The following is a 13392-nucleotide window of genomic DNA, read 5'->3' as shown; positions in this document are numbered from 1 at the left end:
GCGGTGTGGAGAGGAAGAAATCTGATCGCGCCTGCCTGTGCTCAGCGGCGCTTGAGCAGGGTGATGTGGTCGCCGCCCACCGTCTCCTGCTGCATCAGCAGGTTGCCCGTCTGTTTGGCAAAGGCCTGGAAATCGCGCACCGAACCCGCGTCGGTGGAGATCACCTTGAGCGTCTGGCCGCTGAGCATGTCGGCCAATGCCTTCTTCGCTTTGAGGATGGGCAAGGGGCAGTTCAAGCCGCGGGCATCGAGTTCTTTGTCGGCAGTCATGGGGTGGGGGGTATTCCTGGGTTGTCAACATTCTAAGCGGCCCACAGCGCGCGGCGGCCCCCGCGCGGGGCCCAAAGCACGCTAGCCGGCGCCGTCGGCCGGACCCGCGGCGGGTTTCTGTGACAAATCTTCCATGAAGACAGGCTCATGCCCCTGCTGGCGCAGCCATTGCGCCAGGGCCAGCCCGGTACCGGCCCGCCAGCAGCGCACCTGCTCGGGCCGCATCAGCTTGTAGTCGACCAGCTCGGGCGAGAGCCGCACCTCGCCGTGCGCGCGCGCGTGGTAGGTGATGATGACCTGGTTCATGCGCTGGAAATCGTGCACGCCCACCAGCGCCAGCGCGTCCACCTCCAGCGAGGTTTCCTCGGCGATCTCGCGCCGGATGCCCTCTTCGGGCGTCTCACCGGCCTCCATGAAGCCGGTGATGAGGCCGAACATCTTGCCCGGCCAGGCCGCGTTGCGCGCCAGCAGGATGTGGCCGTCCATCTCCACGATGGCCGCGAGCACCGGCGTCGGGTTGTTCCAGTGGGTGAAGCCGCAGGCCGGGCAGCGCAGCCGCTGGGTGAAGCCGCCGTCTCCCTCCATGCCAATCAGCGCCAGCGGCGTGGCGCACACGGGGCAGAACCGGAATTCGGTGCTCATGGTCGGCCGCTGGCGCTCAGGCCGGGAAAACGCCGGTGGAGAGGTAGCGGTCGCCCCGGTCGCAGACCACGAAGACGATGGTGGCGTTCTCGACCTGGCTGGCGATCTGCTGCGCCACCCAGCAGGCGCCCGCCGCCGAGATGCCGCCGAAGATGCCCTCTTCGCGCGCCAGCTGGCGGCACATGGCCTCGGCGTCGCCCTGGCCCACGTACACCAGCTCGTCCACCGTGCTCGGGTCGTAGATCTTGGGCAGGTACTCGGTGGGCCACTTGCGGATGCCCGGGATGCGCGAGCCCTCGCTGGGCTGGGCGCCGATGATGCGCACGGCCGGGTTCTTTTCCTTCAGGAAACGCGACACGCCGGTGATGGTGCCGGTGGTGCCCATGGCGCTCACGAAATGGGTGATGCGCCCGCCGGTCTGGGCCCAGATCTCCGGGCCGGTGGTTTCGTAGTGGATGCGCGGGTTGTCGGCGTTGGCGAACTGGTCGAGCACGCGGCCCTTGCCGTCGGCCTGCATCTTCTCGGCCAGGTCGCGCGCGGACTCCATGCCGCCGCTCTTGGAGGTGAGGATCAGCTCGGCGCCGAAGGCCTTCATGGTCTGGGCTCGCTCGATGGACAGGTCCTCCGGCATGATCAGCACCATGCGGTAACCCTTGATGGCCGCGGCCATGGCCAGGGCGATGCCGGTGTTGCCCGACGTGGCTTCGATCAGGGTGTCGCCGGGCTTGATGTCGCCCCGTTCCTCGGCGCGCTTGATCATCGAGACGGCGGGCCGGTCTTTCACGGAACCGGCGGGGTTGTTGCCCTCCAGCTTGCCCAGGATCACGTTGCCTCGCGCCTGGTTGGCCGCCGCGCCAATGCGCTGCAGCGCCACCAGCGGCGTGTTGCCGATGGCGTCTTCAATCGTCGGGTAGTTCATCCCACCACTGTGCCATAATTTCGAGTCTCCCTTCTGGCAGCCCGGGTGGTGAAATTGGTAGACGCGCCGGACTCAAAATCCGGTTCCGAAAGGAGTGTCGGTTCGATTCCGACCCCGGGCACCACGACACAATCCCAAGCCGTGCAGGCAAGCCGCACGGCTTTTTTGTTGCCCGCCGCTCAGGCCAGGCCCTGCGCCACCGTGGGGTAGCGCAGGCGCAGGCCCAGCTCGCCCTTGAGGCGCTGGTTGCGCAGCCGGCGCGACTCGCTCATGAAACTCAGCAGCACCAGCGGCAACTGATCGCCCGCGCCCTCGCGCGCCAGGCGCGGCGGCCGGGGCAGGCCGTACAGATCGGCCGCGAGGTCGAAGTAGTCGCCCATCTTGAGTTCGGTGTCGTCCACCACGTTCAGGTTGCGCTGCGGCCGGCCGCGCCAGAGCGCGAGCACGCAGGCGCGCGCCAGGTCGTCGGCGTGGATGTGGTTGGTGTACACGTCGTCCTCGGCGCGCAGCACCGGCGTGCCGCGCAGCAGGCGTTCGCGCGGCGTGCCGCCGGCCCGGTCAGGCGCGTAGATGCCGGGAATGCGCAGCACCGTGGTGCGCACGCCGGTGGCGCGGCCCAGCCAGTGCACGGCGGCTTCGGCGTCCACCCGGCGCCAGGCGCGCGGCGTCTTGGGGTTCGCGGGCGAGGCTTCGTCCATCCAGCGGCCCTGGCCGTCGCCGTAGACGCCGGTGGTCGACCCGTAGACCACCGAGGCGGGCAGCGAACGCTGCGCCAGGGCCCGGGTCAGCGCGCGGGTGCGCGGGTCCAGCCGCCAGTCGGCCAGCTCTTCCGAGGGTGGCGGCGCCAGGTGCAGCACGCGCGTGGCCAGGCCGGCCAGGCGGCGCAGGCTGCGCGGGTCGTCCAGGTTGCCCTGCAGCGGGGTGATGCCCTGGGCCCGCAGTTCCGGGCCGCGCGCGGCGCTGGAGGTGAGGGCCAGCAGGCGCGCGCGGGCACCGCCGCCCAGCACGCGCGCGGCGCGCTGGCCCACGTCGCCACAACCCACGATGAGAACCCGTTCACGCCGGAAGCGTGCGGGCAAAGCGCCGAGAAGGCTCATGCGAAATCCGGATTTGAGACAATGGCGGGTTGCCACACGGGGGGTCGCCCCCGTCGGCCTTTCCCGTTCCAACACGTGCCAGTATGACATTCACCATCACCGTCGAGCCCAGTGGGCGCACCTTCACCGCCGAGCCCGACGAGTCCATGCTCGCCGCCGGCATCCGCCAGGGCATCGGCCTGCCCTACGGCTGCAAGGACGGCGCCTGCGGTTCCTGCAAGTGCAAGCTGGTCTCGGGCAGCGTGACGCATGGCCACCACCAGCCCAAGGCGCTGAGCGCCGACGAGGAAGCCGCCGGCTACGTGCTCACCTGCTGCGGCGTGGCCCACAGCGACGTGGTGCTCGAATCGCGCCAGGTCACCGAGGCGGGCGCCTTCCCGATCAAGAAGATGCCGGTGCGCGTGAGCACCCTGGAGCGCGCCTCGCACGACGTGATCGTGCTGCGCCTGCAGCTGCCGGCGAGCGACGCCTTCCAGTACCACGCGGGCCAGTACGTCGAGTTCCTGCTGCGCGACGGCGACCGCCGCAGCTACTCCATGGCCAACGCACCGCACACGCAGGCCACGGCGCCTGCGCTGGAACTGCACCTGCGCCACATGCCCGGCGGCAAGTTCACCGACCACGTGTTTGGCGCCATGAAGGAAAAGGACATCCTGCGCATCGAAGGGCCCTACGGCAGCTTCTTCCTGCGCGAGGACAGCGACAAGCCCATCGTGTTCCTCGCCTCGGGCACGGGCTTCGCGCCGATCAAGGCAGTGATCGAGCACATGCAGTTCAAGGGCATCACCCGCCCCGCCACGCTGTACTGGGGCGGCCGCCGCCCGGCCGACCTGTACCAGAGCGCCTGGATCGAGGCCCGCCTGGCCGAGATGCCCAACCTGCGCTACGTGCCGGTGGTGTCCGACGCCCTGCCCGAGGACGCCTGGACCGGCCGCACCGGCTTCGTGCACCAGGCCGTGCTGCAGGACTTCCCCGACCTCTCGGGCCACGAGGTGTACGCCTGCGGCGCGCCCATCGTGGTCGAGTCGGCGCACCGCGACTACGTCGCCCAGGCCGGCCTGCCCGACGAGGCCTTCTTCGCCGACTCGTTCACCAGCGCCGCCGACAAACTGTGACCCACCCCCGTCGCTTGCTCACTGCGTGTAGCCGCATCCCCCCTCTAGGGGGCAGCGCCAGCGGCCCGGCAGAGCCGGTTCCGCGGCGCTTCTGACTGTGCACCCGTTCACTCATAGGAGACAACCATGCTGAACCGCCGCCAACTGATCACCCGCTCCGCCCTGGCTTCGGCCAGCCTCGCCCTGCCGGGGTTCGCCTCGGCGCAGGCCGCCAACACCACGCGCATCGTGGTGCCCTTCGCGGCGGGCGGCCCGATCGACGTGACGGCGCGCATCGTGGCCGAAGCGGTCAAGGGAACGCTGGGCACGGTGATCGTGGAGAACCGGCCCGGCGCGGGCGGCAACATCGGCGTGAGCGCGGTGGCCAAGGCGCCGGCCGACGGCCTCACGCTGGGCATCGCCACCACGGCCTCCCACGGCATCAACCCCTGGCTGTTCAAGCAGCTGCCCTACGACCCGGCCAAGGACTTCGCCGCCATCACGCAGATGCTGCGCGTGCCCAACGTGCTGGTGATGAACGCCGAGACCGCCACGCGCCTGAACATCCACTCGGTCGCCGACCTGATCGCCTACGGCAAGGCCAACCCCGGCAAGCTCAACTACGGCTCGGGTGGCAACGGCAGCGCCGGCCACCTCGCGGGCGAGCTGCTGAAGAACCAGGCCGGCATCTACGCCGTGCACATCCCCTACAACGGCGGCAACCCGGCGCAGCTGGGCCTGCTGTCGGGCCAGGTCGACTTCAACATCGACAACCTCGCCACCGCCGCGGCCAACATCCGCTCGGGCAAGCTCAAGGCCCTGGCCGTGACCACGGCTCAGCGCAGCAGCGTGATGCCCGATGTGCCCACCGTGGCCGCCACCCTGCCCGGCTTCGAGATCGACACCTGGTGGGGCCTGATCGCCCCGGCCGGCACGCCGGCCGAGACGGTGCGCAAGCTCAACACCGCCTTCAACGCCGCGCTGAACTCGGCCGAGGTGAAGACGCGCTTCGCCCAGCTGCTGGCCGAGCCCGCGCCCAGCACGCCCGAGCAGTTCGACGATTTCATGAAGCGCGAGCGCTCGAAGTACGAGCGCATGGTGAAGATCTCGGGTGCAACGGTGGACTGACCCGGGGGTTTTTGCCTCAGATTCTGAGGCGCCAAACGAACGGGTCGAACAGACGGCATGGGCGGAGCCAGTGGCCAGGGCCGCGCCCAGCGCGCCGGCCTCTGCCAGCCAGCGACGGCGGGTCGCTCCCGTATCAATGGCTTGAAATCCGTTCATGCGCGAGTTCCGTGAACGCAACATCACGCCTGCGGTCCGTACTGGAACAGGCGCCTCGATTCAGGGGACAGTCTTTCTGACTTCGTCCCCGGCCAATGGGTGAACGGTTCCAGTTCGAAGTGCTGTGTCTTGCCCACCGGCAGCGGCAGGCGCACGTCGCCCTTGACCAGGGTTGCCGTGAACCGCCGGAAATCGTCGCTCACATGCACCTCCACCCGCGCCATGTCGGCTTCGCCCGGCAGGTAGTCGTTGTCCTCCAGCGTGCGCTTCGGGAACAGCTCGTCGAACGCCGCTCGCACTTCGCTCAGGTCGGATTCGCTCACCGCCCGCTCGCGCAGGGAGAAGCTCAACCACAAATGGTGCCGCTTGCCCTGCAGATCGTGAAACCAGAACTTGGCCGTGTCAGGAATGCCGCGCATACGGTTGATCTGGGTGTAGGTGGCCATCTCCCATTGGCCCACCGTCTCGGCCTCGGCATTGCCCTGGTAACTCTCCAGCTCGGTCACGCGCGACACATTGCCCGTCATCACGTGCCGCCAGGGGAACTTCACACGGATGTGCCGCATGTACCACATGGCGTCGGGCCGCCAGCCCGCGTCGATGCGCGCGATGGTCTCTGGCTTGAGCCGGTCCAGCATCAGGCGGCGGTCTTCGCTTTCGGTGAGCGTGAACGTGCCCCCCGGCAGGCTGGCGTTGTAGCTCTTGCCGGTGCAGCCACTGCCGGAGATGACGATCTTCAACGAAATGGTCGAACTTCGCGACAAGAAGGGCCGGCCAGTGAGCGGCCTCCCGTACCGGCTGGAGTTGGGCAACAGCCACAAGGTGAGCGGCGTGACAGACAGCCAGGGACGCACCCAACGCGTAGGCAGTGGCGAGGCGGCCGCACAGCTTCACATGCATCACGAACGGTCGCAATGACCTGAACCCCAGGAGGACTCTTACCGTGGCCATTCAACAACTCGACGATCAAGGCTTCTACAACCAACGCGGCACGACCAACACGGTCGAGGACAGCGTGCACGTGGTGGAGGTGGACACCCTCAACGATTCATCCAAGGTCGGACTTCACTGGATTGACGAATGGCCCTAAAGCGATCACCTCGCCAGAACCGCAACCCATTCCTTCAAATCTGCAGTTCGTTGATTGAATTCATCTCCCTGTATTGACGCGCGAATGGACTCCAGCCGTGGAAAGCTCTGCGGAGGTGCTCTGAGTGTCGGGCGGTTGCAACAGGCGCTCGGCCTTTCGGATGGTCCAATCCGCGGCCGCCTCTTGGGAACGCGGCAAAAGAAAAGCCACCTCGATGAAGGTGGCTTCTCCAGAAACACCGCGGAACCGATTTCGATGGGCCGCTGGTATTTCCCTCAAGGGGGTCGCGCGAAGCGCGGCAGGGGTGTTTCCTTACTTGCGAGCGGCGACCGCCTTCTCGGCCTTGGTCACCAGGTCGGCACCGATCTGGTTCTTCCACTTGTCGTACACCGGGCGCGTCACCTTGACGAACTCGGCGCGCTGCTCCGGCGTCAGCTCGGTCACGGTCACGCCCATGTCGCTGAGCTGCTTGATCAGCGGCTTGCCCGGCTCGACCAGGCCCTTGCGGGCCAGCGCCTTGCCTTCCTTGCCGGCGTCGATGGCGGCCTGCTTGACGATGGCGCGGTCGGCCTCGGTCCAGCTGGCCCAGATGTCCTTGTTCACCACGAAGATCAGCGGATCGGCCACGTAGCCCCAGAGCGTGAGGTGCTTCTGCTCCACGGTGGGTAGCTTGGCGGCGAGGAACACCGACAGCGGGTTCTCCTGGCCGTCCACGGCGCGGCTGGCCATGGCGGGCTGGGCGTCGGCCCAGCTCATCTGCGTGGGGTTGGCGCCCAGCGCGGTGAAGGTGTCCAGGAACAGCGGCGAACCCACCACGCGGATCTTCAGGCCCTTGAGGTCGGCCGGGGTCTTGATGGGGTGCTTGGAGTTGGAGATCTCGCGGTAGCCGTTCTCGCCCCAGGCCAGCGGCACGGCGCCGGCGCGCTCGATGTCCTTGAACAGCTGCGTGCCCACTTCACCGGTGGTGAGCGCGTCGATGGCCGCGAAGTCGGGCATCAGGAAGGGCATGGAGAACAGGTTGAGCTGGCGCACCTGGGGCGACCAGTTGATGGTCGAGCCCACGGCGAGGTCGATCACGCCCTGGCGCAGGCCGCTGAACTCGCGCGTCTGGTCGCCCTGCAGCAGCGACACGCCGGGGTACAGCTTGATGTTGATGCGGCCCTGGGTGCGCTCGCGCACGAGGTTGGACCAGATCTCACCGCTCTTGCCCCAGGGGAAGGCCGTGCCCAGCACCAGCGACATGCGGTACTCGGCCTTGTAGGCGCTGGTGCTCTGGGCAAAGCCCTGGGTGGTCACGGCCAGCGCGGCGGCGGCCAGCGTGGTGGTCAGGAAGGTGCGCAGTTTCATGAGTTTGGTCTCCTTGGTTGACATCGAAAATCAATAACCCAGTCGGGCGGGCAGCCACAGCGCGAGCTGCGGGAAGGCGATCACCAGCACCATGACGAGGAACATGGCCAGCAGCATCGGTCCGACCCAGCGGATGGTGGACTCCATGCGCACCCCGGCGATGCGGCACGAGACCATGAGGTTCACGGCCAGCGGCGGCGTGAACTGGCCCAGCGCGACCTTGAGCGTGAGGATCACGCCGAACCACACCGGGTCCCAGTTGTAGTGCTCCATGATGGGCATGAGCAGCGGCACGAAGATCAGGAAGATCGAGATGCCGTCGAGGAACATGCCCACGGTGATGAGCAGCAGGATCAGCAGCGAGAGCACACCGTACTCGCCCAGGCCCGAGTTCACAATGGCGTTGGCCACCGGGTCGATCACGCCCAGTGTGGACAGCGAGAACGCGAAGATGCCCGCCAGCGAAACCACCAGCAGGATGATGCCGGAGAGCTCACCCGCTTCGCGCAGGATGGGGAACAGGTCGCGCACGGCGATCGTGCGGTGGATCACCATGCCCACGAACAGGCCGTAGAACACCGCGACCACGGCCGCTTCGGTCGGCGTGAACCAGCCCGCGCGCATGCCACCCAGGATCAGCACCGGCGCGGCCAGGCCCCACAGGGCCTCGCGCAGGCTCTTCCAGAACGGCGGGCGCGGCATGGCGGCTTCGAGCGCGCCCATCTTGTGTTTGCGCGCCAGCCACACAGCCGGCACGATCAGCGCGATGCCGGCCAGCACACCCGGCACCATGCCGGCGGCGAACAGCGCGGGCACCGAGGCGCCGGGCACCAGCACCGAGTAGATGATGAAGGCCACCGAGGGCGGGATCAGGATGTCGGTGGCCGCGGCCGCGCCGACCACGCTGGCCGAGAACGAGCCCGGGTAGCCCGCGCGCGCCATGGCCGCGATCATCACGCCGCCGACCGCCGCCGCATTGGCCGGGCCCGAGCCCGAGATGCCGCCGAGGAACATGGCCACCACGATGGCCACCAGCGGCAGCATGCCCGGGCCGCGCCCGACGATGGCCACCGCGAAGTTCACCAGCCGCAGCGCCACGCCCGAGCGGTCGAAGATGGAGCCGACCAGCACGAACATGGGAATGGCCAGCAGCGGGTACTTGCCCAGGCCGGCGTAGAAGTTCTGCGGCACCGCCAGCAGGCCGAACCACTGGGTGTTGAAGTCGGCCATGGCGATGGCGGCGGCGCCGGCCAGGCCCAGGGCCGCAGCGATGGGCACGCCGGCGAACATGGCGCCGAGGAAGAGCAGGAAGAGCAGCGCGGCGATCATGGCTGTTCTCCGGCGCGGCGAAGGCGGTTGAAGCGGCCCAGCGCGCGCAGCGCGATCGCCAGCGAGAGGATGGGCAGCCACATCGAGTACCACCACTGCGGCAGGCCCAGGCCCGGCGAGACTTCCTCGTAGATGTAGTGGTCCCAGACCATGCGCACGCTCAGGCCCGCCATCAGCAGGAACAGCAGCACCATGGCCATCGCGCCCCACAGCGCCAGCAGGTGGCGCCGGCGCGGGGAGCCGGCGTCGGCGAAGAACTCGATGCGGATGTGGCGGTGCCGCGCGACGGCGGCCGAACTCGCCACCAGCGTGAGCACGATCATCAGGAAGATCGAGAACTCTTCGGTCCAGGCGAAGGACTGGTCGGTGAAGTAGCGCGCGATCACGTTGCCGAAGGTGATCAGGGCCAGCAGCGCCATCGAGATGACGGTCAGCCAGTCTTCGATGCGCAGCGGCACCCGGGTGTTTTCGTCGTCCGGGTTGGCGGGCGTGGCGGCATCGGCATCGGCGTCGTCGGCGCGCGCGTCGCGTGGGGGGTCGGTAGGTGCGGACATGGGATGTGGGAACGGCAGGCCGGCGGCCCGGCGGCCACGGCGAAAGAGCCAGGGATCATAGACGTTTTCCCCTTTTGACCCCTGTCCTGCGGGTGCCACCTCCCCATGAAAAACGGCACCCGAAGGTGCCGTTGCCATCAAAGTTGAAGCGCTCAGCCCAGCGGAACCGGCACGAAGATCTGGCTGCCGTCGCGCTGGATCAGCAGCGCCAGCGACTTGGTGGACTTGCCCAGCATGGCGCGCACCTGCTCCACGCTCTGCACCTTGGCGCCGTTGACCGCGAGCAGCACGTCGCCGGGCTGCACGCCGGCCAGCGCCGCCGGACCCTGGGCGTCTTCGACCACGAGGCCACCGTCCAACCCGACTTCGCGCTTCTCCTGCGGCGCCAGCGGACGCAGCGCCAGGCCCAGGCGGCCCTGGTCGGCGGCCTTTTCATCGCCGGCCGTCTTCACGGCCTTGGCCGCGGCGTCACCCAGTTGCGCCGTCAAGCTCACCGGCTTGCCCTGGCGCCACACGTCCAGCTTCACCTTTTCGCCCGGCAGGGCCTGGCCGATCAGGGCCGGCAGGTCGCCCGAGCTCACGATGGGCTGGCCGTCCATCTGGCGGATCACGTCGCCCACCTGCAGGCCGGCCTTGGCGGCCGGGCTGCCCGGCTCCACGCTGGAGACCAGCGCGCCTTCGGGCCTGTCGAGCTGGAAGGACTCGGCCAGGGTCTGGTTCACCTCCTGCACCGAGACGCCCAGGCGCGCGTGGCTGGCCTTGCCGTGGGCCACGATCTGGTCCTTGACCTTGAGCGCGGTCTCCATGGGGATCGCGAACGACAGGCCCTGGTAACCGCCGGTGTGGCTGTAGATTTGCGAGTTGATGCCCACCACCTCGCCGCGCGCATTGAACAGCGGGCCGCCCGAGTTGCCCGGGTTCACCGCCACGTCGGTCTGGATGAAGGGCACGAAGCTGTCGTCGGGCAGCGAACGGCCCTTGGCGCTGACCACGCCGGCGGTCACGCTGTTCTCGAAGCCGAACGGCGCGCCGATGGCCAGCACCCACTCGCCCACCTTCAGGTCCTTGGTGCTGCCCAGGGGCACCACGGGCAGGTCCTTGGCGTCGATGCGCAGCACCGCCACGTCGGTCTTGGGGTCCGAACCCAGCACCTTGGCCACGAACTCGCGGCGATCGGTGAGCTTGACGGTGACGCGCTGCGCGTTGCGCACCACGTGGGCGTTGGTCAGCACCAGGCCATCGGCGCTGATGATGAAGCCCGAGCCCTGGCCGCGCGAGGGCGCTTCGGGCGCGCCGCCCTGGCCCGGGCCCTGGAAGCGCTTGAAGAATTCGAAGAAGGGGTCGTTGGGGTCGATGCCGGGCGGCAGGCGGTTCTGCGCCTGCTGGCCGTCTTCAGGCCCGGCCTTGCCGATCACGCTGATGTTGACCACGGCCGCGCCATGGCGCTGCGCGATCTGCGAGAAGTCGGGCACGGCGGCGGCCGTCACCAGGGGCGCGGACTGGGTGGCGACCGGTGTGGCCGCCGTGGCATGGGTACCGGAGACCAGCCCCACGCTGGCGCCGCCGACGATGCCCGCGGCCGCCAGGGACAGCACCAGGCGCGTCGCGGTGAGAGACAAGGTTTTCATGAGAGCTCCTTCAGCAAGGACAGGTTGAACATGTCCTTGAATATGGGCCCTCAGAGTTAGACGGTTCTTAAAGGCAGCCGCACCGCGATGCGCAGGCCGCCGAGGCGAGGCGAGCGGTCCAGCGCCAGCGCGGTGCCGTGCAGTTGCGCGATGGCGTTCGCAATCGCCAGACCCAGCCCGCTGCCGGTAGCGGTCGAGCCCGGCACGCGGTAGAAGCGGTCGAGCACGCGCGCGCGGTCGGCCTCGGGGATGCCAGGGCCGCTGTCTTCCACCATCAGCACCAGCTCGTCTTGGTCGCGCCGCACCGCCACGTCCACCGTGCCGCCCTCGGGCGTGTACTTCAGCGCGTTGTCCACCAGGTTGCCGAGCAGGATGCGCAGGGGCTCGGCGTGGCCGTTCACCTGCCCCGCGTCGGCCTCGCTCAGGCCGAGGTCGATGCGGCGCGTGGCCGCCAGCGGCGCCGCGTCGGCCACCACCTGGGCCGCGAGTTCGGCCAGCGACACGGGCTGCGCCGGCTCACCGCTGGAGGGCTGGGCCTGCTGGCGCGCGAGCACCAGCAGCTGCTCCACCAGCCGCGTGGCGCGGTCGATGCCGGCCAGCAGGCGCTCCGTCGCCAGTTGGCGCGTGGCGTCGTCGGGCGCGCGCTGCAGGCCCTGCACCTGCAGGCGCAGCGCGGCCAGTGGTGAACGCAGCTCGTGCGCGGCCTCGGCCACGAAGTTCTTCTGCGCGTCGAAGGCCTGGCGCACGCGGCCGAACAGCAGGTTGAGCTCGTGCACCAGCGGGCGGATCTCGTCGGGCAGGCCGGCTTCGCTCACCTCGGCCAGCTCATCGGCCTCACGCGCGGCCACCTGGCGCCGCACCCGGGCCACGGGCGCGAGCGAGGCGCTCACCACCGCCCAGGCCACCAGCATCAGCAGCGGCGCCATCCAGGCGATGGGCAGCACGGTGCGCCAGGCCAGCGCGCGCGCCATGGTCTGGCGCGGCCGCAGGTCCTGCGCCACCTGGATCACCTGCGTGCGCGACTGCATGGAATAGACACGGTAGGGCTTGCCGTCGACCTCGATGTTGGAGAAGCCCAGCACCGCGCGCTGCGGCAGCGCCGCGCCCGTGCCGGACTGGAACACGCGCAGACCTTCCTGCGTCCAGACCTGCACGAAGAAGTCGAACGCCTCGGCCGGCAGCGGTGGCTCGTCACCCGGCGGCGCGGGCAGACCCGGGGGCATCACACCGGCGCGCAGGGCCTGCGCCATCTGCTCCATGTGGTAGTCGAAGATCCCGTCGGCCTCGGCGCGCGCCTGGCGGTACACCACCGCCACCTGCAGGCCCGCCGCGAGCACGATGGCCAGCAGCAGCAGGCCGATCAGGCGCGCGCGCAGCGAATGCGTGGCCAGGCGCGGCAGGTTCATGGAGTACCTCCGCCCAGCGGGCTTCGGTGCGAGCTTGCTAGGGAACGGCCCGGCGCTGCGCTCATGCTTTCGGCACCATGTAGCCCACGCCGCGCACGTTCTGGATCAGGCCGGCGCCGAGCTTCTTGCGCACGCCGTGGATGTAGACCTCGACCGCGTTGCTGCTCACGTCGTCCTTCCAGCCATAGAGCTTTTCCTCCAGCTGCGCGCGAGAGAGCACGCGGCCGGGCCGCGCGATCAGCGGTTCGAGCACGGCCCATTCGCGCGCCGAGAGCACCACCGGCTCGCCCTGCGCCGTCACCTCGCGCGTGGCGGTGTTGATGCTCACGCCCAGGTGCTCGTAGACCGGCTCGGCCCGCCCCGAGGCGCGGCGCAGCAGCGCGCGGATGCGCGCGAGCAGCTCGTCGAGGTCGTAGGGCTTGAGGATGTAGTCGTCGGCCCCGGCGTCCAGGCCCTGCACGCGCTGTTGCACCGAGTCGCGCGCGGTGGCGATGAGCACCGGCACGCGGTTCTTGCGGGCGCGCAGTTCGCGCAGCACCTCCAGGCCGTCGCGGCGCGGCAGGCCGAGGTCGAGCAGGATCAGGTCGTAGCTCTCGGCCTGCGCCGCCGTGGCGGCCATCTCGCCGTCGCGCACCCAGTCGACCGCGTAGTGCTCCGCCCGCAGCAGGTCCAGCACCGTTTCGCCAATCATGGTGTCGTCTTCGACCAGCAACAGCCTCATGGCAATGCACTC

General features: G+C 69.0%; 15 protein-coding genes and 1 tRNA gene. 5 read left to right on the top strand and 11 right to left on the bottom strand.

Annotated features, from left to right (window positions below; all coding sequences use genetic code 11):
* Positions 1-41: 41 nt before the first annotated feature.
* The 3 genes from ABSY19_RS19545 to cysM all read right to left on the bottom strand — a co-directional run bounded on the left by ABSY19_RS19545 (position 42) and on the right by cysM (position 1830).
* Entirely contained in the window at positions 42-269 is a 228-nt protein-coding gene (locus tag ABSY19_RS19545) for a sulfurtransferase TusA family protein (RefSeq protein WP_382154986.1), read from the bottom strand.
* A gap of 81 nt (positions 270-350) precedes the next feature.
* Complete coding sequence (locus ABSY19_RS19540) at positions 351-911, bottom strand: NUDIX domain-containing protein (RefSeq protein ID WP_382154983.1); 561 nt, start codon at positions 909-911, stop codon at positions 351-353.
* Between the two features lie 16 nt (positions 912-927).
* Positions 928-1830: a cysteine synthase CysM gene (gene cysM / locus ABSY19_RS19535; protein ID WP_382154980.1), complete on the bottom strand. Its 903-nt coding sequence runs from the start codon at positions 1828-1830 to the stop codon at positions 928-930.
* Between the two features lie 39 nt (positions 1831-1869).
* On the opposite strand from cysM, the gene ABSY19_RS19530 reads away from it, so the two are divergent.
* A tRNA-Leu gene (locus ABSY19_RS19530) sits at positions 1870-1954 on the top strand.
* 55 nt (positions 1955-2009) lie between these two features.
* Here ABSY19_RS19530 and ABSY19_RS19525 read toward each other — a convergent pair.
* Positions 2010-2927, bottom strand: coding sequence for an SDR family oxidoreductase (locus ABSY19_RS19525; protein WP_382154977.1), 918 nt, complete (start codon positions 2925-2927; stop codon positions 2010-2012).
* Between the two features lie 83 nt (positions 2928-3010).
* Here ABSY19_RS19525 and ABSY19_RS19520 point away from each other — a divergent pair, with 83 nt between their 5' ends.
* Together ABSY19_RS19520 and ABSY19_RS19515 are read left to right on the top strand one after the other, a co-directional pair.
* Positions 3011-4042, top strand: coding sequence for a CDP-6-deoxy-delta-3,4-glucoseen reductase (locus tag ABSY19_RS19520; protein WP_382154974.1), 1032 nt, complete (start codon positions 3011-3013; stop codon positions 4040-4042).
* Between the two features lie 126 nt (positions 4043-4168).
* Positions 4169-5149: a tripartite tricarboxylate transporter substrate binding protein gene (locus tag ABSY19_RS19515; protein WP_382154971.1), complete on the top strand. Its 981-nt coding sequence runs from the start codon at positions 4169-4171 to the stop codon at positions 5147-5149.
* Positions 5150-5328: 179 nt separating this feature from the next.
* On the opposite strand, the gene ABSY19_RS19510 is transcribed toward ABSY19_RS19515, so the two are convergent.
* Positions 5329-6045 (bottom strand): hypothetical protein, encoded by a 717-nt coding sequence (locus ABSY19_RS19510; RefSeq protein ID WP_382154968.1) that lies wholly within the window; start codon positions 6043-6045, stop codon positions 5329-5331.
* Between ABSY19_RS19510 and ABSY19_RS19505 the strand changes: the two genes are divergently transcribed.
* Both ABSY19_RS19505 and ABSY19_RS19500 read left to right on the top strand, forming a co-directional pair.
* Entirely contained in the window at positions 6032-6223 is a 192-nt protein-coding gene (locus ABSY19_RS19505) for a hypothetical protein (RefSeq protein WP_382154965.1), read from the top strand. The two genes, ABSY19_RS19510 and ABSY19_RS19505, sit on opposite strands and share 14 nt — an antisense overlap.
* A 25-nt stretch (positions 6224-6248) precedes the next feature.
* On the top strand, positions 6249-6395 hold the full coding sequence (locus ABSY19_RS19500; RefSeq protein WP_382154962.1) for a hypothetical protein: 147 nt from the start codon (positions 6249-6251) through the stop codon (positions 6393-6395).
* 312 nt (positions 6396-6707) lie between these two features.
* Here the strand turns inward: ABSY19_RS19500 and ABSY19_RS19495 are convergent, their stop codons facing one another.
* From ABSY19_RS19495 to ABSY19_RS19470, 6 genes are all read right to left on the bottom strand, one after another.
* On the bottom strand, positions 6708-7742 hold the full coding sequence (locus ABSY19_RS19495; RefSeq protein WP_382154959.1) for a DctP family TRAP transporter solute-binding subunit: 1035 nt from the start codon (positions 7740-7742) through the stop codon (positions 6708-6710).
* Between the two features lie 30 nt (positions 7743-7772).
* Positions 7773-9071 (bottom strand): TRAP transporter large permease, encoded by a 1299-nt coding sequence (locus ABSY19_RS19490; RefSeq protein WP_382154956.1) that lies wholly within the window; start codon positions 9069-9071, stop codon positions 7773-7775.
* Entirely contained in the window at positions 9068-9625 is a 558-nt protein-coding gene (locus tag ABSY19_RS19485) for a TRAP transporter small permease (RefSeq protein WP_382154953.1), read from the bottom strand. Before ABSY19_RS19485 ends, ABSY19_RS19490 begins: the two co-directional genes overlap by 4 nt.
* Before the next feature lie 152 nt (positions 9626-9777).
* The gene (locus ABSY19_RS19480) at positions 9778-11253 is read right to left on the bottom strand and encodes a DegQ family serine endoprotease (protein ID WP_382154950.1); all 1476 of its coding nucleotides are present in this window, start codon (positions 11251-11253) and stop codon (positions 9778-9780) included.
* 56 nt (positions 11254-11309) lie between these two features.
* On the bottom strand, positions 11310-12659 hold the full coding sequence (locus tag ABSY19_RS19475; protein ID WP_382154947.1) for an ATP-binding protein: 1350 nt from the start codon (positions 12657-12659) through the stop codon (positions 11310-11312).
* 61 nt (positions 12660-12720) lie between these two features.
* Positions 12721-13380 carry a response regulator transcription factor gene (locus ABSY19_RS19470; RefSeq protein WP_382154944.1) on the bottom strand — a complete coding sequence of 220 codons (660 nt, stop codon included), beginning with the start codon at positions 13378-13380 and terminating at the stop codon, positions 12721-12723.
* Between the last annotated feature and the right edge of the window lie 12 nt (positions 13381-13392).

It is taken from the genome of Hydrogenophaga sp. ANAO-22 (assembly GCF_042466645.1).
Lineage (GTDB): Bacteria > Pseudomonadota > Gammaproteobacteria > Burkholderiales > Burkholderiaceae_C > Hydrogenophaga.
The sequence above is the reverse complement of the archived record's forward strand: the minus strand, read 5'-3'. Positions and strand labels throughout refer to the sequence as shown.